This window comes from Embleya sp. NPDC020886 (assembly GCF_044333915.1).
In the GTDB taxonomy this organism is placed as follows: domain Bacteria; phylum Actinomycetota; class Actinomycetes; order Streptomycetales; family Streptomycetaceae; genus Embleya.
This window is the reverse complement of record NZ_JBIRRX010000001.1, coordinates 852373-871962: the sequence shown is the minus strand read 5'-3', so window position 1 is coordinate 871962 and position 19590 is coordinate 852373. Positions and strand designations below refer to the sequence as shown.

At 72.1% G+C, this 19590-nt stretch carries 18 protein-coding genes; 17 read left to right on the top strand and 1 reads right to left on the bottom strand.

Annotation, left to right across the window (positions count from 1 at the left end; genetic code table 11):
- The 4 genes from ffh to ACH4U8_RS03610 all read left to right on the top strand — a co-directional run bounded on the left by ffh (window position 1) and on the right by ACH4U8_RS03610 (window position 6368).
- Entirely contained in the window at window positions 1–1566 is a 1566-nt protein-coding gene (gene ffh, locus ACH4U8_RS03625) for a signal recognition particle protein (protein WP_360310623.1), read from the top strand.
- A 79-nt stretch (window positions 1567–1645) separates the two neighbouring features.
- Window positions 1646–2209 (top strand): GNAT family protein, encoded by a 564-nt coding sequence (locus ACH4U8_RS03620; RefSeq protein WP_360310621.1) that lies wholly within the window; start codon window positions 1646–1648, stop codon window positions 2207–2209.
- Between the two features lie 26 nt (window positions 2210–2235).
- Window positions 2236–3954, top strand: a complete 1719-nt coding sequence (locus ACH4U8_RS03615) for an alkyl sulfatase dimerization domain-containing protein (protein WP_379990725.1) — start codon at window positions 2236–2238, stop codon at window positions 3952–3954.
- A gap of 47 nt (window positions 3955–4001) precedes the next feature.
- The gene (locus tag ACH4U8_RS03610) at window positions 4002–6368 is read left to right on the top strand and encodes a substrate-binding domain-containing protein (protein WP_395775726.1); all 2367 of its coding nucleotides are present in this window, start codon (window positions 4002–4004) and stop codon (window positions 6366–6368) included.
- 178 nt (window positions 6369–6546) lie between these two features.
- Here the strand turns inward: ACH4U8_RS03610 and ACH4U8_RS03605 are convergent, their stop codons facing one another.
- Complete coding sequence (locus ACH4U8_RS03605) at window positions 6547–8253, bottom strand: proline--tRNA ligase (protein WP_360310615.1); 1707 nt, start codon at window positions 8251–8253, stop codon at window positions 6547–6549.
- Window positions 8254–8509: 256 nt separating this feature from the next.
- Between ACH4U8_RS03605 and rpsP the strand changes: the two genes are divergently transcribed.
- The 13 genes from rpsP (at window position 8510) to dprA (ending at window position 19337) form a co-directional block, all read left to right on the top strand.
- Window positions 8510–8977, top strand: coding sequence for a 30S ribosomal protein S16 (gene rpsP, locus ACH4U8_RS03600; protein ID WP_360310613.1), 468 nt, complete (start codon window positions 8510–8512; stop codon window positions 8975–8977).
- 2 nt (window positions 8978–8979) lie between these two features.
- Window positions 8980–9219, top strand: coding sequence for an RNA-binding protein (locus tag ACH4U8_RS03595; protein ID WP_020553237.1), 240 nt, complete (start codon window positions 8980–8982; stop codon window positions 9217–9219).
- Window positions 9220–9343: 124 nt separating this feature from the next.
- Window positions 9344–10069: a ribosome maturation factor RimM gene (gene rimM / locus ACH4U8_RS03590; RefSeq protein WP_395775725.1), complete on the top strand. Its 726-nt coding sequence runs from the start codon at window positions 9344–9346 to the stop codon at window positions 10067–10069.
- Window positions 10066–10884, top strand: a complete 819-nt coding sequence (gene trmD / locus ACH4U8_RS03585) for a tRNA (guanosine(37)-N1)-methyltransferase TrmD (RefSeq protein ID WP_379992548.1) — start codon at window positions 10066–10068, stop codon at window positions 10882–10884. The genes rimM and trmD overlap by 4 nt, the downstream gene beginning before the upstream one ends.
- 153 nt (window positions 10885–11037) lie before the next feature.
- Entirely contained in the window at window positions 11038–11397 is a 360-nt protein-coding gene (rplS, locus tag ACH4U8_RS03580; protein ID WP_360310607.1) for a 50S ribosomal protein L19, read from the top strand.
- Between the two features lie 65 nt (window positions 11398–11462).
- Window positions 11463–12536 (top strand): signal peptidase I, encoded by a 1074-nt coding sequence (lepB, locus tag ACH4U8_RS03575; protein WP_395775724.1) that lies wholly within the window; start codon window positions 11463–11465, stop codon window positions 12534–12536.
- Window positions 12529–13680 carry a signal peptidase I gene (gene lepB, locus ACH4U8_RS03570; RefSeq protein ID WP_395775723.1) on the top strand — a complete coding sequence of 384 codons (1152 nt, stop codon included), beginning with the start codon at window positions 12529–12531 and terminating at the stop codon, window positions 13678–13680. The genes lepB (ACH4U8_RS03575) and lepB (ACH4U8_RS03570) overlap by 8 nt, the downstream gene beginning before the upstream one ends.
- Before the next feature lie 212 nt (window positions 13681–13892).
- Entirely contained in the window at window positions 13893–14858 is a 966-nt protein-coding gene (gene lepB / locus ACH4U8_RS03565) for a signal peptidase I (RefSeq protein ID WP_360310601.1), read from the top strand.
- A gap of 85 nt (window positions 14859–14943) precedes the next feature.
- Complete coding sequence (locus ACH4U8_RS03560; RefSeq protein WP_395775722.1) at window positions 14944–15513, top strand: NUDIX hydrolase; 570 nt, start codon at window positions 14944–14946, stop codon at window positions 15511–15513.
- Between the two features lie 145 nt (window positions 15514–15658).
- Window positions 15659–15985 carry a DUF2469 domain-containing protein gene (locus ACH4U8_RS03555; RefSeq protein WP_020553228.1) on the top strand — a complete coding sequence of 109 codons (327 nt, stop codon included), beginning with the start codon at window positions 15659–15661 and terminating at the stop codon, window positions 15983–15985.
- Between the two features lie 126 nt (window positions 15986–16111).
- Window positions 16112–16555 (top strand): YraN family protein, encoded by a 444-nt coding sequence (locus tag ACH4U8_RS03550; protein WP_395775721.1) that lies wholly within the window; start codon window positions 16112–16114, stop codon window positions 16553–16555.
- A 2-nt stretch (window positions 16556–16557) separates the two neighbouring features.
- Entirely contained in the window at window positions 16558–18168 is a 1611-nt protein-coding gene (locus ACH4U8_RS03545; RefSeq protein ID WP_395775720.1) for a YifB family Mg chelatase-like AAA ATPase, read from the top strand.
- Window positions 18165–19337: a DNA-processing protein DprA gene (gene dprA / locus ACH4U8_RS03540; protein ID WP_395775719.1), complete on the top strand. Its 1173-nt coding sequence runs from the start codon at window positions 18165–18167 to the stop codon at window positions 19335–19337. The genes ACH4U8_RS03545 and dprA overlap by 4 nt, the downstream gene beginning before the upstream one ends.
- Window positions 19338–19590 lie beyond the last annotated feature (253 nt).

Here is a 19590-nt window from a genome sequence, read left to right as displayed (position 1 = left end):
GTGTTCGACACTCTCTCCGACCGCCTCGCAGCGACCTTCAAGAACCTTCGCGGCAAGGGGCGGCTCTCCGAAGCCGACATCGACGCCACCGCACGCGAGATCCGCGTCGCCCTCCTGGAGGCCGACGTGGCTCTCCCGGTGGTCCGCGAGTTCATCGCCCGGGTCAAGGAGCGCGCCCGAAGCGCCGAGGTGTCGGGGGCGCTGAACCCGGCCCAGCAGATCGTCAAGATCGTCAACGAGGAGCTCGTCGGGATCCTCGGCGGTGAGACCCGCCGGCTGCGCTTCGCCAAGACCGGCCCCACCGTGATCATGCTCGCCGGCCTTCAGGGCGCGGGCAAGACCACCCTGGCGGGCAAGCTGGGCAAGTGGCTCAAGGAGCAGAAGCACGAGCCGCTCCTGGTGGCCTGTGACCTCCAGCGCCCGAACGCGGTCAACCAGCTCTCCGTGGTCGCCCAGCGGGCCGGCGTGGCGGTCTACGCCCCCGAGCCCGGCAACGGCGTCGGCGACCCGGTCAAGGTCGCCCGCGACTCGATCGAGTTCGCCAAGACCAAGCAGTACGACGTGGTCGTGGTGGACACCGCCGGCCGTCTGGGCATCGACGCCGAGATGATGCAGCAGGCCGCGGACATCCGGGACGCGGTCAAGCCGGACGAGATCCTGTTCGTCGTCGACGCGATGATCGGTCAGGACGCGGTGGTCACCGCGCAGGCGTTCCTCGACGGCGTCGGCTTCGACGGCGTGGTGCTCTCCAAGCTCGACGGCGACGCGCGTGGTGGCGCGGCCCTGTCGGTCGCGTCGGTGACCGGCCGCCAGATCATGTTCGCCTCCAGCGGCGAGAAGCTCGACGAGTTCGACGCCTTCCACCCGGACCGGATGGCCTCACGCATCCTGGGCATGGGCGACATGCTCAGCCTGATCGAGATGGCCGAGGCCAAGTACGACCAGGACCTCGCGCTCAAGGCCGCCGAGAAGCTGCACGGCGGCGGCAACAACTTCACCCTGGAGGACTTCCTCCAGCAGATGGAGCAGGTCAAGAAGCTCGGCTCGATCTCGAAGCTGCTCGGCATGTTGCCCGGCATGGGCGCGATGAAGGAGCAGATCGACAACATCGACGACCGCGACCTGGACCGGGTCGCGGCGATCATCAAGTCGATGACGCCGGCCGAGCGCGCGGACGTGAAGATCCTCAACGGCTCGCGCCGGGCCCGGATCGCCAAGGGCGCCGGCACCGAGGTCAGCGCGGTCAACAACCTGATCGAGCGGTTCGTCGAGGCCCGCAAGATGATGGGCCAGATGGCCAAGGGCGGTGGCATGCCGGGGATGCCGGGGATGCCGGGCATGGGCGGCGCCGGCAAGAAGAAGGGCAAGGCGCCCAAGCAGGCCAAGGGCAAGCGCCAGTCGGGCAACCCGATGAAGCGCAAGCAGGAGGCGGCGGCCGAGGCGGCGCGGCGCGAGGAGCGCGCGGCGAACCCGTTCGGTCTGCCGGCCGGCGGCGGTGCGGGCGGCGCGGCCGACTTCGAACTGCCCGAGGAGTTCAAGAACTTCCTGCCGCCGGGCCAGAAGTAGGCTCGACGCGACGCGGGACGACCGCACCCGGGCGAACCCCCGGGTGCGGTCGGCGCACACGACGAGGGGACGCAGGCAGATGACCAAGGCCGTCGACCTTTACACCGTGGCCGGTGCCCGGGTGGGCATTCGCGCACCGCGCCCGGCGGACACGGCGGCGTCCGCCGCGGCGATCCGCCGCTCGGACCACATCGCGCGGTGGAACCCGTCCGACCCGGACGACCTGCCGGACCTGATCCGCCGCCAAAGCGACACCTTCCGCACCTTCCTGGTGGTGGACCTCGCCGACGCGGGCCTGGCCGGCCGGATCAACGTCTCGAACATCGTGCGCTCCCGGTTCTGCAACGCCTCGCTCGGCTACGACGCGTACAAGCCGTACGCGGGCACCGGGCGGATGACCGAGGCGCTCGCCCTGGTGATCGACCGGGTGTTCGCCGCGGACGGTCTCGGCCTGCACCGGTTGGAGATCAACGTGCAGCCGGGGAACGAGGGTTCGATCGCGCTCGCGCGGCGGATGGGCTTTCGGCACGAGGGCTTCACACCGCGGATGTTGTTCATCAACGACGACTGGCGCGACCACGAGCGCTTCGCGCTGACCGCGGAGGAATGGCCCGGGGCGGAGAAGACCATTCTTCCCTCGTAGGGCCGGACGTGGCAGGCTGCCCGGCCATGACGTACGAGGTCGAGCCTGCCGTTCATCCCGAACTCGCCGCCCACACCGCGCACTTCACCAAGCGCGTGTACACCGTGGCCGAGCATGTACACGTCGCCGTGGGCTGGTCCTCGGCCAACGCGACGGTGATCGAGGGTCCCGGTGGTCTGGTGGTGGTGGACACCGGCAGCGGCGCGGATCTGGCCGCGGTGATCGAGGCGGAGGTACGCCCGCACCTGGACGACCCGCGGGCGCCGGTCCGGGCCGTGGTGGTCACCCACCATCACCCCGACCACGTGAACGGGTTGAGCCACTGGGCCGCGACGCCGGATGTGGACGTGTACGCGCACCGCACGTTCCTGGCGAGCCTGACCGACCAGTCCGGTCCCGCGCTGCACATCATGGGCCTGCGCTCGGTGTACTCGCTGGGCAACCTGCTCGGGCCCTCGGACACCGAGGGCGTCAACGACGCGGTCGGCCCGCACGCCGGGGTCGGCACCCCCTCGTTCGTGATGCCCACGGTGCTGGTGGGCGACGAGTTGGAGACCGAGGTCGCGGGGGTGCGGCTGCGGCTGTTCCACAACCCCGGCGAGACCGACGACGCGATCAGCGTGTATCTCCCGGACAGCGACGTGCTCCTGTGCGGCGACACCATCCAGGGCCCGACCCTGCCCAACATCCACACCCTGCGCGGTTGTCGCTACCGCGACCCGATGCAGTGGGTGCGCAGCATCGACGCGCTGCGCGCGCATCGGGCCGCGCACCTGATCCCCAGTCACGGGCAGCCGGTGTCGGGCGCCGCCAAGGTGGCCGAGGTGCTGGCCGTGGAGCGGGACTGCATCCAGTACATCCACGACCAGACGGTGCGCCGGATGAACGAGGGGCTGACCCCGGACGAGCTGGCCGAGACCGTCGAACTGCCCGAACACCTGGCCTCGTACGCGCCGTACGCACGGGAGTACTACGGCACGGTCAAGCACACCGTGCGGCAGATCTTCTTCGGCTACCTGGGCTGGTTCGGCGGCGACCCGGTCGACCTGGACCCGCTGCCCCGGGCCGAATACGCGCGCCGGACGGTGGAGTTGATGGGCGGCCGGGAACGGGTGCTGGACGCGGCGAGGCAGGCGTACGCGAGCGGCGAATACCAATGGGCGGCCGAGTTGGCCACGCACCTGACCCGGATCGACCGCGCGGACGCGGACGCGCGCTCGCTCAAGGCCGCCGCGTTTCGCCGGTTGGGCTACGCCCAACTCAACATCAACTGGCGGAACTGGTACCTGACCAGCGCGGACGAGCTGGAGGACCGGATCCAGCCCATCCTGCCGCTGATCAACTTCGCCGCGATCTTCGCGCCGCCGGACCTGGTCGCCCGGATCCCGGCGGCCTGGCTGATCGAGCTGTACACGACCCGGCTGCGCGCCGAGGAGGCGCTGGAGGTGGACGCCGTGCTGGGCTGGCGGGTGTCGGGGGGTGTGCACGGCGAGGAGGAGGTCGCGCTGCACATCCACCGCGGCGTCGCCCGGTTCCTGCGCGAGATCCCCTCGGACGCCGAGGTGATCCTCGAACTCCCGCGTGAAACGGTGGAATCGCTGCACCTGGGCCGCACCGACCTGCGCGGCGCCCTGGCCGGCGAGGACGCCCGGACCTCTCGGGGCACCGCCGAACGGGCGGTGACCCTGCTGGACCTCTTCGACCCGGCCCAACCGAAGAAGCCCACCGAACTCACGCTGCGCTGAGATCTCCGACCACCGGTACGCGGCACCCGGGTTCCGGGTGCCGCCGTGTGGCTGCGGAGCAGGGTCGGATTCGGCGACGATTGGGCCCGGCAGTGCACGCGGTCCGGGCATGCGGCCCGACCCGGCCCTCGCCCGGGTGGGATCGGCGGCCGGAGTCGACGACGGGGGAACCAGTGGACGCATTGCGGGCCGACGATCCGCGTCGCGTGGGGCCGTTCCGATTGCTCGGCCGGCTCGGTGCCGGTGGCATGGGACAGGTCTACCTCGGCCGCGGGCCCGAGGGGCGCACCGTGGCGGTCAAGCGGGTCCGGGTCGAACTCCTGGACGACGAGGACACGTTCCGGCCGCGGTTCGCCCGCGAGGTGGAGGCCGCGCGTCGGGTGCGAGGCCCGTTCACCGCACCGGTCGTGGCCGCCGACGCGTATGCCGAGGTGCCCTGGCTGGCCACCGCGTACATCCCCGGGATGGCACTCGGCGAAGCGGTCGGCGCGTTCGGTCCGCTGCCCCCGCACACGCTGGGCGCGGTGGCCTCGGGCCTGGCCGACGCGCTGGTGGCCATGCACGCGGTGGGCCTGGTGCACCGGGACCTGAAGCCGGCCAACGTGCTGCTCGCGGTCGACGGCCCGATCGTGATCGACTTCGGCATCGCGCTGTTGGACGGGGCGACCGCGCTGACCCGCCCCGGGCACACCCTGGGCACGCTCGGGTTCATGTCGCCCGAGCAGTTCGAGCGGGCCGACGTCGGGCCGGCCAGCGACGTGTTCTCCTACGGGGCGGTGCTCGCCTACGCGGCCACGGGACGACTGCCGTTCGGCAGTGGGCCCTGGCCGGTCCTGTTGGCCAACCTGACCGGCCGCGATCCGGATCTGGCCGGTGCCCCGGAGGCGTTCCTGCCGTTGTTGCGGGCATGCCTGGACAAGGAACCGGACCGCCGGCCGACGCCGACCCTGGCCCGTGCGCTGGTACCGAGCGGAACGGGCGAGGACCTGCCGGGCGGCTGGTTGCCGGCGCCGCTCGCGCACGAGCTGTTACGGATCGCGGGGCGTGCGCTGGACGCCGAGGGCGTGCCGGATCCGCCGGGCGAGGCGGGGCCGGCCGACCAGGGCGGCGACGGCCCGCCGATCGCCTGCGCGGTGGTCGAGGACACCGCCGACTCGGTCGGGTTCGGGCCGACCCGGGTCGGCGCCGAGCCCGCCGGGGACGCGCTGCCGGGCGACCCGCCGGTCGACCTCCCGGCCGGCGCGTCGAGCCCGATGCCGCCCGCCGCCCCCGCCGTGCGCGGCCCGACCCCGGGGCGCGGCGGGAGCCATCGGCTGCCGTCGACCCGCTCCCGTTTCACGGTGGTGATCACGGTGGCCGTCGCGGCGGCGCTGACGGCCGGCCTGCTGGTGTGGCGCGGGTTCGGGGACGGCGCGTCGAACACCGCCCACTCGCGCGGCGCCTTCCGGGTCGGCCTGCTGCTGCCCGACGATCGGGCCGAGCGCACGGTGCGACCCGCGTTCGAGGCCCGGATCCGCCGGCTGTGTCCCGGCTGCTCGGTGCGTTTCGCGCAGGCAGGCCGGCAGCCGGACGTACAACACCGGCAGATCGACACGATGATCTCGGCCGGCGTCCGGGTGCTGGTGCTGGGCCCGGTGGACCCCAGGGACTCGGCGGCGGCCGTGACCAGGGCCCGGGAGCGCGACATCCCGGTGGTGTCCTTCGACAAGCTGGCCGCCGGTCCGGTGGCCGGGCACGTCTCGTTCGATTTCCGGGCGGTGGGCCGGCTGCAGGCCCAGGCGCTGCTCGACGCGGTGCGCGCGGCGGGCGGACCACAGCGCGGCTCGATCGTGATGCTCAACGGCCGCGCGGGGGACCGGGCCGGAAACGAGATCAAGCGCGGCGCCCACGGCGTGCTCGACGGCGAGGTGACGATCGCCCGCGAGTACGACGTCGACGACGCCGGTGGACCCAAGGCCCAGCAGGTGATCGCGGACGCGCTCACCGCGCTCGGCGGCCCGCGGCAGTTGATCGGGGTCTACGCGGCGGACGACACCCTGGCCGCGGGCGCGTTGCGCGGCCTGACCGCCGCCGGGGTCGGCCCACCCGTGCCGCTGACCGGACAGGATCCGGACCCGGCCGCGCTGCGCCGAATCATCGCCGGCACCCAGACCGTGTCGGTGCTCAAGCCCGGCGGGCCGGAGGCCGAGGCCGCCGCCGAGATGGCGATCACGCTGGGCCGGGGCGAGGAGCTGTCGCGGGTCGACGTCACCCGCGACAACGGCACGACCCAGGTGCCGACCGTGGCGCTCGCACCGGTCGCGCTGACCAGGGGCAACGTCAAGGAACTGCTGCCCACGCTCACCGGCCTGGACGTGCGCGAGGTGTGCACGGCCGAACTCGCCTCCGAATGCGCCCGGCTCGGGCTCGGCTGACCGGCCGCCAACGCGCCTTCGGTGGGGCGTGGGTCCGGGGGCGACAACGGCGGCGAGGGTCGATCGGGGCATGACCCACGATGCCCGGCGAATCGTCGGCCGGCCCGGACCGGCACGCGAGCGCCCCCGTCGATCGATGCGACGGGGGCGCTCGTGGAGTGGTCGTCGGGAGCGGGGGTCAGCTCGCGTCGAGGACCAGCTTGCGCACGTACTCGACCGCCTCGGCGACCGGGACCAGGGCCTTGTCGCCGCTCGCCCGGGAGACGATCTCCACGTTGCCCTCGGCCAGGCTGCGGGCGCCGACAGTGACCCGGAACGGGATGCCGACCAGCTCGATGTCCTTGAACTTCACACCGGGACGCTCGGCCCGGTCGTCCAGGATCGTGTCCACCCGCTGCCGCAGCAGTTCGGTGTAGATCTCCTCGGCCGTGCCACGCGACTTCTCGTCGTCCACGTCCAGCAGCGCGACCGCGACCTCGAACGGCGCGACCGCGATCGGCCAGACGATGCCGTTCTTGTCGTGGTGCGTCTCCACGACCGCGGCCATCGCGCGCTCGACGCCGATGCCGTAGCTGCCCATGATCGGGGTGACCCGCTCGCCGTCCGCGCCCAGCACGTTCACGCCCAGGGCCTCGGTGTACTTGTAGCCGAGCTTGAAGATGTGGCCGATCTCCACCGTCTGCTCGACCTCCAGGCCGGTCCCGCAGGCGGGGCACGGCTCGCCGGCCACCACCTCGCGCAGGTCGGCCCAGGTGCCCACGGCGATGTCCCGCTCGATGTCCACGCCGCGCACGTGCACCTTGTCGATGTTGGCGCCGGTCACCATGTCCCGACGACCACGCAGCGCCTGATCGGCCAGGATCGGCAGGTCGCTCACGCCGACCCCGCCCAGGCTGCCCGGGTAGGCGCCGAGCGCGGCCTTGATCTCGTCCGGGGTGGCCGGGCGCACGTCGGTGGAGCCGGTGGTGTCGATCAGCTTCTGCTCGACCAGCGCGTGGTCACCGCGCAGCAGGGCCAGGGTGAGCTGCCCGCCGACCATGTAGACCAGCGTCTTGATCTGCCGGTCGGCCGGCACGCCGTGCGCCTTGGTCAGGTTCTCGATGGTCTTGATGCCGGGGGTGTCGAACCGCTCCGGCGCGTCGAGCCCGGCGCCGTCCTCGATCTCCGCGAGCCGCGAGACGGCCTTCTCGACGTTGGCCGCGTAGTCGCAGTTCGGACAGTGCACGACGAGGTCCTCGCCGGCCGCGGAGGGGCACATGAACTCGGTCGAGCCGCTGCCGCCCATGGTGCCGCTGGACGCCTGCACGGCGATCGCCGGGATGCCCAGCCGCTGGAAGATCCGCACGTACGCCTGCCGGTGCGCCTCGAACGAACGATCCAGCCCCTCGGCGTCCAGGTCGAAGCTGTACGAGTCCTTCATGGTGAACTCGCGCACCCGGATCAGACCGCTCTTGGGCCGCGGCTCGTCGCGGAACTTGGTCTGGAACTGGTACCAGGTCTGCGGCAGGTCGCGGTAGGAGCTGAGTTCGTGCGCGAGGGTGGTGAAGATCTCCTCGTGCGTCATGCCCAGCGCCAGGTCCGAACCCTTGCGGTCCTTGAGCCGGAACATCTCGTCGCCCATGACCTCCCAGCGACCGCTCCTCTGCCAGATCTCGGCCGGGTGCATGGTCGGCAGGATCATCTCCTGCGAGCCGATCCGGTTCATCTCCTCGCGGATGATGGCGACCACCTTGGCCCGCACCCGCACCGCGAGCGGCAGCAGCGAGTAGTGACCGGCCATGAGCTGGCGGATGTATCCCGCGCGCACGAGCAGACGGTGGCTGACCGCGTCGGCGTCGGCGGGGTCCTGGCGGAGGGTGGGTACGTACAGATCGGACCAACGCATGAGACCGTGGCGTCCTGACGGCTAGAGGGGAAGGGCGAGCGACCTGCATTCTAAAAGCCGCGCGAGGCTCGGTCGGCCGAGTTCGCGCCCGGCTTTGGTCGGGGCCGGGATGTCTGGCAGAATGGCGAGCTGAGTACCCGGGGCATTGCCGGACCCTCTCTCCGCATGCTTACCGTGTCCACGATCAGCCGAGCCTCATGTCCCCACGTGAATGCCGGCTGTTCACCCACGTCAAGATGCAGGAGACACCACTCTCGTGGCAGTCAAGATCAAGCTGAAGCGCCTGGGCAAGATCCGTTCGCCCCACTACCGCATCGTCGTCGCCGACGCCCGCACCAAGCGTGACGGTCGGGCGATCGAGGAGATCGGTATCTACCACCCGATGGAGAACCCCTCGCGCATCGAGGTCGACTCCGAGCGGGCGCTCTACTGGCTGGGTGTCGGCGCGCAGCCGACCGAGCCGGTCGCGCACATCCTCAAGCTCACCGGCGACTGGCAGAAGCACAAGGGTCTGCCGGCCCCGGCCCCGCTGCTCGTCGCCGCGGAGAAGGCCGACAAGAAGTCGCTCTTCGAGGCCGCCGCCCGTGAGGCGATGGACGAGCCCAAGGACGGCGCCACCACGCCGAAGGCCAAGAAGGAGAAGAAGGTCGAGGCTGCCGCCGAGACCGAGACTCCGGCCGCCGAGGGCGAAGCCGCCGCCGAGACCGCCGCTGACGAGGGCTGACCATGCTCGAGGAAGCCCTCGAACATTTGGTCAAGGGCATCGTCGAGCATCCGGACGAGGTCAAGGTACGGGCGCGTAATCTCCGCCGCGGCCGCATTCTCGAGGTTCGGGTCCATCCCGAAGACCTCGGGAAGGTCATCGGTCGAGGTGGGCGCACCGCGCGTGCGCTGCGCACCGTCGTGACCGCGCTCGGCGGCCGAGGAGTCCGCGTCGACCTCGTCGACGTCGACCAGGTTCGCTGACGTACCCGGACATCACGTCCAACCGGGAGCTGCCCGGCGGAGTCATCCGCCGGGCAGCTTCTTGGCATTTTCGCCTCCTGCCTCGGGCACGAGGTTTCATCGGGCAGAGAACGAGGAGTCGCAGGTGCAGCTTGTGGTCGGCCGTATCGGCAAGGCACACGGCATCAAGGGCCAGGTGACCGTCGAGGTCCGTACCGACGAGCCCGAACTGCGGCTCGCGCCCGGCGCGGTGCTGATGACGGATCCCCCGTCGGTCGGTCCGCTGACCATCGCCGACGGCCGGGTGCACAGCGGCCGGCTGCTGCTCACCATCGAGGGTGTGAGCACCCGCAGCGGCGCCGAGGCGCTGCGCAACACGCTGCTGATCGCCGAGGTGGACCCCGAGGAACTCCCCGAGGACCCCGAGGAGTACTACGACCACCAGTTGATCGGGCTCGACGTGGTCACCGCGGACGGCGAGGCGATCGGTGAGCTGACCGAGGTGGTGCACCTGCCCTCGCAGGACCTGCTCCTGGTCCGTCGGGCGGACGGCCGCGAGGTGATGATCCCGTTCGTGCACCAGATCGTCCCGGAGATCGACCTGGAGAACCAGCGCGCGGTGATCACCCCGCCGCCGGGTCTGCTGGACGCGGAGAACGCGGTGCTCGCGGTCTCCGACCCGGAGGCGGGCGAGGACCGTCCGCGCGAGCGCAAGCCGAAGAAGGCCAAGCCGAAGAAGCTCACCGCCGCCGAGCGGGCCGCGGCGAAGGCCGCCCGAGCCGCGGCGCGGCCGGCGCCCGACGCGAAGCCCGCGCCGGGCACGACGCCGCAGGCCGAGCCGAAGCCGGAACCCGGGCAGGACCCCTCGTGAGGATCGACGTCGTCACGATCTTCCCCGAATACCTCGCACCGCTGGACGTCTCCCTGGTCGGCAAGGCGTGCGCCAAGGGGCTCATCGACGTGCACCTGCACCAGTTGCGGGACTGGACGTACGACGTGCACAAGACCGTCGACGACACCCCCTACGGCGGCGGCCCCGGCATGGTGATGAAGCCCGAGCCGTGGGGCCTCGCGCTGGACGCGGTGCTCGAACAGGGCGTGAGCGAGGCGGCGCCGGTGCCGCGGATGATCGTGCCGACCCCGTCCGGGCGCCCGTTCACCCAGGACCTCGCGGTCGAACTGGCCGACGAGCCGTGGTTGTTGTTCGCGCCGGCCCGGTACGAGGGCATCGACCGGCGGGTGCTCGACGAGGCAGCGACCCGGATGCGGGTGGACGAGGTGTCCATCGGCGACTACGTGCTGGCCGGCGGCGAGGTGGCCGTGCTGGTCATGGTCGAGGCGGTGGCCCGGTTGTTGCCCGGTGTGCTCGGCAACGCCGAATCGCACCGGGACGACTCGTTCGCACCCGGTGCGATGGCCAACCTGCTGGAGGGGCCGGTCTACACCAAGCCCGCCGAGTGGCGCGGGCGCGAGGTGCCGCCGATCACGGTGTCCGGGAACCACGGCGCGATCGCCCGCTGGCGGCGCGACGAGGCGCTGCGTCGGACCGCCGCGCACCGGCCCGATCTGATCGGGCGCATCGATCCGGCGGCCGTGGACAAGAAGGACCGGGCCACCCTCGCCGAGCTCGGCTGGGTCGAGCGGGACGGCCGGTTTCGGCCGGCCGATACACCTGTGGCAGACTGAGACGCTGTTGCCATGTCCCGATCCGGACCGGGTTCCCCGGGAGCCGGACGGCACCCCTGCCACAGGGGGAGCGCCACTCGGGAGCGGCGACCCCACACTTGTGACCACGAAACCCGTGGGTGACCTGTGGCACCCACGAGAAAGCGACGCGAGATGAACAAGCTCGACCACATCGATGCCGCATCCCTGCGGGACGACGTCCCGGACTTCCGTCCCGGTGACACCCTCAAGGTGCACGTGCGAGTCATCGAAGGCAACAAGTCCCGCGTCCAGGTCTTCCAGGGCTTCGTCCTGCGTCGTCAGGGTGACGGCGTGCGCGAGACCTTCACGGTCCGCAAGGTCAGCTACGGCGTCGGCGTGGAGCGCACCTTCCCGGTGCACACCCCGGTGATCGAGAAGATCGAGCTGGTCTCCCGCGGTGCGGTCCGTCGCGCGAAGCTGTACTACATGCGTGACCTGCGCGGCAAGGCTGCGAAGATCAAGGAGAAGCGTACGGACCGTCCGAGCCGCTGACCCGGGCGTTCCACCCGGGGTGCCTGGACCATGTCGAGGCGACCCGGACGCTAGGCTCGTTCGTGATGGACGACGCAGAGCAGAGCAAAGGCCGTGCCTCCACGGCGGAGGAATCCGCCGGTACCTCGTCCACCGAGGTCGTGGAGGCGCGGCCTTCGCGTGTCTCGGGGCAGGTGCGGAGCGCGGACGGCGACGAGACCGGCTCCGAAGGGGCCGTCGCGACGGTCGCGCAGCCGGCGAAGTCTCCAAACCTGGCAAAGGATTCGGCCGCGGAGCCGCCCCGGGAGCCGGCTGCGGATCCGGTACCCGTCGCCGATGCCGAAGCCGTCGTCGAACCCCCTGCCGAAGCGCACGCGAACGTCGTCGCGGCGCCTGCGGCCGACCCCGACCCGGCGACGGAGGGGGACGGGCCCGGCGAGCCGGCGGACACCGACGACGAGGCCGACGACGCACCTGCCGCGCCGCGCCAGCGGCGGATGCCCGCGTGGGTCGAACTGCCGCTCCTGGTCGCGGTGGCGATGGTGGTGGTGCTCGCGGTGAACTCGTGGGTGGCCCAGCCGTTCGTGATTCCGAGCGGTTCGATGGAGAACACGTTGCAGGTCGGCGACCGGGTCCTGGTCAACAAACTCGCCTACCGATTCGGGGACATCCACCGCGGCGACATGATCGTCTTCGACGGACGCGGCTCGTTCACCCCCGAGGACACCGACAAGGCGAACCCGGTGACCGGCGCGTTGCGCAAGTTCGGCGGGGTGTTCGGCTTCACGAACCCGGACGACAGCGACTTCGTCAAGCGGGTGATCGGGGTCGGCGGCGACGTGGTCAAGTGTTGCGACGCGCAGGGTCGGGTCACCGTCAACGGCGTGCCGCTGGACGAGGGCGACTACCTGCATCCGGGCGACAAGCCCTCGGACTTCCCCTTCGAAGCTGCGGTGCCCAAGGGCAAGCTGTGGGTCATGGGCGACCACCGCAGCAACTCGGCCGACTCGCGTGACCACCTCGGCGACCCGGGCGGCGGCATGGTGCCCGAGAGCCGGGTGATCGGACGGGCGCAGTGGATCATCTGGCCGTTCGGTCGCATCCAGGGCGCGGACCGGCCGAAGACGTTCGAGCGGCCGGACTTCGACCGTCGTGGGTAAGCGGGGCAAGCCCAAGGGTGCCCGCGCCGCCGAGGCCGGCACGTCGGGGCCGGCCACGCGCCCGCGGTCACCGGACACGGGAGCCGCACCCGCCGCGTCGGCCGGCGCGGTGGTGCTCGGCGAGGCCGAACCGCCGCCCTCGCCGCCCTCGCCACCCTCGCCACCCTCGGCGCCCTCGGTCCAGGCGGCCCCGCCGACCCGACGGCGGCGCGGCCGGCGTTCGCGGCGCAAGGACAAGGTGGTGCCGCTGTGGCGCGAGTTGCCGATGTTGGCGGTGATCGCGCTCGCGCTCGCGCTGCTGATCAAGACCTTCCTCGTGCAGGCGTTCTACATTCCGTCCGGTTCGATGGAGCACACCATCAACGTCGGCGACCGGGTGCTGGTGGACAAGTTCTCGCCGTGGTTCGGCTGGACTCCCGAACGCGGCGAGGTGGTGGTCTTCCGGGACCCGGGCGGCTGGTTGGGCAAGAAGCAGTCGGACGATCCGCCGCCCGGGCTCAAGCAGGTCAAGCAGGGCCTGGTGTTCGTCGGCATGTTGCCCTCGGACGACGAACAGGACCTGATCAAGCGGGTGATCGGGGTCGGCGGCGACACGGTGGCCTGTTGCGATCCCTCCGGTCGGATCACGGTCAACGGTGTCCCGCTGGACGAGCCGTACCTGTATCGGGGCAACGCGCCCTCGGAGAAGAGATTCAGCGTGACCGTGCCCAAGGGCCGATTGTGGGTGATGGGCGACCATCGCGGTGACTCGGCCGACTCGCGGGCACATATGGATCGGCCCTTTCAGGGCACCATCCCGGAGGACGATGTGGTCGGTCGGGCCTTCGTGGTGGCCTGGCCGTTCGGCCGGGTGCATCGATTGCCCGTTCCGGAAACGTTCGGGAACAAAGCCCTGTCGGTTGCGATTCCCCCGCCCACCCCGGTCGTTATGGGAATGGTGGGTGCGGTTCCGCTGGTCCTGCTACGTCGACGTGTACGCTCGCGCCGGCGCATGCCGGACCTTTGGGACCGACATCGACCCGGCAACGTGCGCGGCACGGGTCGGAAATCATCAAGACAGAGCTGTGGGCGGCCGGTGGACAGCCCCGACCGGATGCCGTCCGGCCTGCACGGGTACGAGGAGGCGCCGTGGGGGAAGTCGTGATCGGAGCGCGATCCGCTGGTGGAGACGACGATCGTGGGCGGGAGCCGCAGGAGCGGCATCCGACCGACGCGCCGCACGATCCCGGAGCGCCACCGACCCAACCAACGAACGGGGACGGGCCCGCGCAGTCGCCCGATCTGGTGAAACGGCCGGCGTCCGATCCCGGGAACCGACCGGGCGTCGACCCGAACTCGGCGCCGATCTTCCCGGCGGTGGGCCCGACCCCCGCGCCCGGCGGCCCGGGCGGCGGTTCGCCGCCCGACGCGGACGATCCCGGCGGCCCGGGCGGCTCCGGCGGATCGCCCGGCCCGGAGGACTCCGGGGACGACGAGGGCGCCTCCGACTCGGGCGAACGGCGCAAGAAGAAGGGGTCGTTCTGGAAGGAACTGCCGCTGCTCCTGCTGATCGCCATCGTGCTGGCGTTGCTCATCAAGACCTTCCTGGTCCAGGCGTTCTCGATTCCGTCGGAGTCGATGGAGAACACCATCAAGGTCGGCGACCGGGTGCTGGTGAACAAGTTCTCGCCATGGTTCGGCGCGGAGCCCGAGCGCGGTCAGGTCGTGGTCTTCCACGACCCGGGCAACTGGCTTCAGGAGGCCCCGAAGCAGTCCGACAACGCGGTGGTGCGCGGGTTGCAGAAGGGCATGTCCTGGGTCGGTCTGATGCCATCCGCGGACGAGAAGGACCTGATCAAGCGGGTGATCGGAGTCGGTGGCGACCGCGTGCAGTGTTGTGACGCGCAGGGTCGCCTGATGGTCAACGGGAAGCCGTTGAACGAGAGTTCGTACCTCAAGAAGGGCGTGGCCCCGTCGACGAAGGTGTTCGACGTGACCGTGCCCAAGGGCCGGATCTGGCTGATGGGCGACAACCGGGACAACTCGTCCGACTCGCGCTATCACATGGACCAGCCGTTCAACGGGACCGTCGACAAGGACCAGGTGATCGGACGCGCGTTCACCGTGGTGTGGCCGCTGAACCGGATCCACGGGCTCGGGGTGCCGGGCACGTTCGATCAGCCGGGTCTGGGGCTCGACGTGATCGGCGGCACGCCGATGGCGGCCGGGCTGATCGGGGCCGTGCCGCTGGTGATCTGGCGACGCAGGCGCCGGGCGGCGGCGGACGGCGCGCCCGAGGCGCGGGTGGCCACCCGCGACCCCTCGGGAGCGCCGCCGGCCTGACCGCGGGTGCCTCGGCCCGGCCGGGTCGCTCGGGAGCGCTTCTCCCGGGCGACCCGGCCGGGCGCGTTCGGGGCACAATCCGTGGATGACGACTCAACCCGTGTCATGGCCCGGAGACGTGCCGGAGCCCGTTCCGGACTACCCCACCGACCTTGTTCCCGACCTGGAACGCCGCGCCGTGCGTGTGGTGCTGCTCGATCCGGACGATCGGGTGTTGCTGTTTCGCACCCGGGTCGACGAATCCGACCCGTCGCAGTGGTACGACCTGCCGGGCGGCGGCATCGATCCCGGGGAGACCTACGTGGACGCGGCGGTCCGGGAGATTCGGGAGGAGACCGGCCTGCGGATCGCCCCCGCCGACGTGGGCCCGCCCACCTGGCGGCGGAGTGTGACCTGGGCGCGCCCGGGGCATCGGCGGGTGCAACACGAGTTCGTGGTGCTGGTCCGGATCGCCGAGCGGGCGCCCGCGGTCGGCGAGGACCGGTCGCAGTGGACGGCCGAGGAGCTGGCCGAGTACCAGGAGGCGGTGTGGTGGTCGCCGGCCGAGATCGAGGCCGCCCCCGTGCGGTTCTACCCCGGGCGGCTGCCCGAGCTGCTTGCGGCGTTCCTGGCGGGCGAGCTGATCGACGAGCCGTTCGAGTGGTGGAACGACTGAGCGGCGGCCGGCCGCCCGGGATCCGGCCGGCCGATCCGGGCCGCAGGCGGGCTCCCGGACCGTTGTGCCATGGTGCGCCGGTGGTCGCGAGGGTCGCCGGTACACAATGGGAGACGTCAGCGAAGCGCAGGAGCGAGGGGCGCGCATGAGTGCGGAAGATCTCGAAAAGTACGAGACCGAGATGGAGCTGCAGCTCTACCGCGAGTACCGCGACGTCGTCGGTCTCTTCAAGTACGTCATCGAGACGGAAAGGCGCTTCTACCTCACCAACCAGTACGAGCTGCACGTGAGGTCGGCCGACGGGGAGGTCTTCTTCGAGTTGTCCATGGCGGACGCGTGGGTGTGGGACATGTATCGACCTGCGCGATTCGTGAAGAATGTCCGAGTCCTCACCTTCAAGGACGTCAACGTCGAGGAACTGACCAAGAGCGAATTCGAGATGCCCTCGGGCAACGAGGGATTCGGCGGCTGAGCGGACCCGGCGCGGGTCCCCACCCGCAAGGGCGGCGTCCACAACGACCGAGTCGTCCACAGCCGGTCGGGCCCGCGCCCACGGCCACCTCCGGCCCCGGCACTGTCGGTGCCGGAGGTGGTCGTCGTGCGAATCGGTGCGGGTGGCGGCGAAGACCGGGGCAGCGGCCCCGCGGGTGCACGGGAGGGGGCCGGCCCGGCCCGGCAGTCCCGGAACACCGCTGTGGGGCGGTACGGCGAACGGGTCGCGGCCCGGTATCTGATCGAGATCGGGATGGCCGTCCTGGATCGCAACTGGCGATGCCGCGACGGTGAGATCGACATCGTCGCCCGGGACGGGCCCACGCTCGTGGTGTGCGAGGTCAAGACCCGGCGGGCGGGCGGCTTCGAGCATCCGCTGGAGGCGGTCGGCGCGGTCAAGGCACAGCGGCTGCGGGTGCTCGCGCAGCGCTGGTCGCTGGCCCACCCGGCGGTCGGCCCGCCGGGGGGCGAGGTGCGGATCGATCTGGTCGCCGTGGTCCCGGCCGCGCGCGGGGCGGCCCGGGTCGAGCATGTGCGGGGGGTGTGCTGACCATGGGCTTCGCACGGACCCGCTCGGTGACCCTGCTGGGCGTCGACGGCGTGGTGGTCGAGGTGCAGGCCGACCTGGAGCCCGGGGTGACCACGTTCACTCTGGTGGGATTGCCGGACAAGACCCTCGTGGAGTCCAAGGAGCGAGTGCGCGCCGCGCTGGTCAACAGCGGCGAGGAGTGGCCGCAGCGACGGCTCACGGTGGGCCTGTCGCCCGCGACCGTGCCCAAGACCGGGTCGGGGTTCGATCTGCCGATCGCGGCCGCCGTGCTGGCCGCGGCGGGCGTGCTCGACCCCCGGGTGATCGAGGACCTGGTGATGATCGGCGAACTGGGCCTGGACGGGCGGCTGCGACCGGTGCGCGGGGTGCTGCCGGCGGTGATGGCCGCCGCCGCGGCGGGCTGCGCGCGGGTCGTGGTGCCCGCCGTGGTGGCCGGCGAGGCCGAGCTGGTGCCCGGGATCACCGTGTGCGGGGTGACCTCGCTGCGTCACCTGCTCGCGCTGCTGCGCGGCGAACCGGTGCCGGTGCCGGAACGCGCGGTGGCCGACATCGGCCTGGGCCCGGACCCACTGGCCGTGGTCGGCACCCTGGCCGCGGGCCCGACGTCGGCCGGCGCGGAGCCGGCCGACCTGGCGGATGTCGCCGGACAGGACCGGGCCCGGCGGGCGCTGGAGGTGTGCGCGGCGGGCGGCCACCACCTGTTCCTGCTCGGCAGCCCCGGAGCGGGCAAGACGATGCTCGCCGAACGGCTGCCCGGGATCCTGCCCGCGCTCGACGGGCCGTCCTCGCTGGAGGTCAGCGCGGTGCACTCGATCGCCGGCACGCTGCGCCCGGACCTGCCGCTGGTGACCACGCCGCCGTTCTGTGCGCCGCACCACAGCGCCACGATGCCCGCGATCGTGGGCGGCGGCAACGGCCTGCCCCGCCCGGGCGCGGTCTCCCTGGCGCATCGGGGCGTGTTGTTTCTGGACGAGAGTCCGGAGTTCTCCGGGCGGGTGCTCGACGCGCTGCGGCAGCCGTTGGAGTCGGGCACGGTCACCGTCGCCCGCAGTGGGGGGATGTTGTGTTTCCCGGCCCGGTTCCTGCTGGTGATGGCGGCCAACCCGTGTCCGTGCGGGCGGTTCTCCGGGCGCGGCCTGGACTGCACCTGCTCGGTGCTGATGCGGCACAAGTACCTCTCCCGGCTGTCCGGGCCGCTGATGGACCGGATCGATGTGCGGGTCACCGTGGACGCCGTCTCCCGGGCCGAGTTGTTCGCGCCCGAGGGGTCGGGGGAGCGGTCCGCAGTGGTGGCCGCGCGGGTGCTGGCGGCCCGGGAGCGGGCGGCGCGGCGACTGGCCGGGACCGGGTGGGCGGTCAACGCCGAGGTGCCCGGGCGCGAGCTGCGGACCCGCTGGAGCGTCGAGCCGGACGCGCTGGATCGGGCGGCCCGGGACATGGAGCGTGGGCTGCTCACCGCCCGGGGCCTGGATCGGGTGTTGCGGGTCGCCTGGACCGTCGCCGACCTGCGCGGGCGCGAGCGGCCCGGGCGGGCCGATCTGGACACCGCGCTGGAGCTGCGGACCGGGATCGTCCGGGGCGACTCGGCGGGCGACGGCGAGCCCGCGTCGTGAGGGCGCCGGATCCGCTGCCCTGGGCCGAGCCGGACCCGCCGGCTCGGGACGCCGCGGCGGAACGGTCGGCCCGGGCCGCGCTGACCCGGCTGGTGGAGCCGGGCGACGAGGCGTTCGGCCGCGCGGTGCGGGTCCACGGCGCCGCCCGGTTGTTGGCCGACCTGCGGGCGGGCCGCGCGTTGCCGGTCGAGTTGGCCCGGCGGGATCCGGCCGGCTACCGGGTCCGACTGGGCGGGCACGACGACCCGGAGCACGACCTGGCGCGGATCGCCGGGCTCGGTGGCGACTTCGTGGTCCCCGGCGACCCGGGCTGGCCCACCCAGCTCGACGACCTGGGGGACACCCGGCCACTGGGCCTGTGGGTGCGCGGCGCGGCCACGCTGCGGCTCGCCGCGTTGCGCTCGGTGGCGGTCGTGGGCGCGCGGGCCTGCACCGACTACGGCGCGCACGTGGCCGCGACGCTGGCCGCCGACCTGGCCGAGGCGGGCTGGACGGTGGTCTCGGGCGGCGCCTACGGGGTGGACGCCGCCGCACATCGCGGCGCGCTCGTGGTGGCCGGCCCCACCGTCGCGGTGCTCGCGTGCGGGATCGACGTGCACTATCCACGCGGACACGAGCGGCTGCTCGCCCGGATCGCCGAGGAGGGCACCGTGGTCACCGAGCTGCCGCCGGGGGCGCACCCCACCCGATACCGCTTCGTCGAGCGCAATCGGGTGATCGCGGCGCTGACCCGGGGCACGGTGGTGGTCGAGGCGGCGCTGCGCAGTGGGGCGCTGATCAGCGCGCGTCGGGCGGCGCGGCTGGGCCGCCAGGTGATGGGGGTGCCGGGGCCGGTCGGCTCGCCGAGTTCGGCCGGAGTGCACGCGTTGTTGCGCGAGCCGGGTTCGGTGCTGGTCACCCGGGCGGCCGAGGTGATCGAGCAGGTGGGGCTGATCGGTGACGACCTCGCGCCGGTGTTGTCCGGTCCCCTCCGGCCGGGCGACGATCCGGCGCCGATCACGCGCCGGATCCTGGAGACGGTGCCGACCCGCGGTGCCGCGTCCACGGCGCGGATCGCCCGCGAGGCCGGCCTGGCGCCCGCCGCCACCCGCCGCCATCTGGATGTGCTGGCCGCCCGTGAACTGGTCGATCGCACCTCGAAGGGGTGGCGTCGCCGTGGCGGTGCTTGACCTGGGGCGGCAGTGATCATCACCGTGAGGGGAGGCCCAATCGAGGAGGTGCCATACCCCGTGACCGACGAGAGCGTGGCCGACGCCGCGGCCGAGGAAGAAGAGGCCGCGGCAGAGGCAAGGGACACCGGCCGCCCCGATCGGATCGCCCCGCCGCCGCCGACCGCGCCCGCCCGACCGACGGGCGGGGCCCGGCTCCACCGCCGCGGCGGGCGCCCGCGCGCTCGGGACGGCGTCCACCCCGCTCACCTCG

What these genes read in the sequence shown, in the direction of transcription:
- ACH4U8_RS03620 (WP_360310621.1), top strand. Translation starts at nt 1,646, where the DNA reads ATGACCAAGGCCGTCGACCTTTACACCGTGGCCGGTGCCCGGGTGGGC.
- ACH4U8_RS03615 (WP_379990725.1), top strand. Translation starts at nt 2,236, where the DNA reads ATGACGTACGAGGTCGAGCCTGCCGTTCATCCCGAACTCGCCGCCCAC.
- ACH4U8_RS03605 (WP_360310615.1), bottom strand. Translation starts at nt 8,253, where the DNA reads ATGCGTTGGTCCGATCTGTACGTACCCACCCTCCGCCAGGACCCCGCC.
- ACH4U8_RS03595 (WP_020553237.1), top strand. Translation starts at nt 8,980, where the DNA reads ATGCTCGAGGAAGCCCTCGAACATTTGGTCAAGGGCATCGTCGAGCAT.
- rplS (WP_360310607.1), top strand. Translation starts at nt 11,038, where the DNA reads ATGAACAAGCTCGACCACATCGATGCCGCATCCCTGCGGGACGACGTC.
- lepB (WP_395775724.1), top strand. Translation starts at nt 11,463, where the DNA reads ATGGACGACGCAGAGCAGAGCAAAGGCCGTGCCTCCACGGCGGAGGAA.
- ACH4U8_RS03560 (WP_395775722.1), top strand. Translation starts at nt 14,944, where the DNA reads ATGACGACTCAACCCGTGTCATGGCCCGGAGACGTGCCGGAGCCCGTT.
- ACH4U8_RS03555 (WP_020553228.1), top strand. Translation starts at nt 15,659, where the DNA reads ATGAGTGCGGAAGATCTCGAAAAGTACGAGACCGAGATGGAGCTGCAG.
- ACH4U8_RS03545 (WP_395775720.1), top strand. Translation starts at nt 16,558, where the DNA reads ATGGGCTTCGCACGGACCCGCTCGGTGACCCTGCTGGGCGTCGACGGC.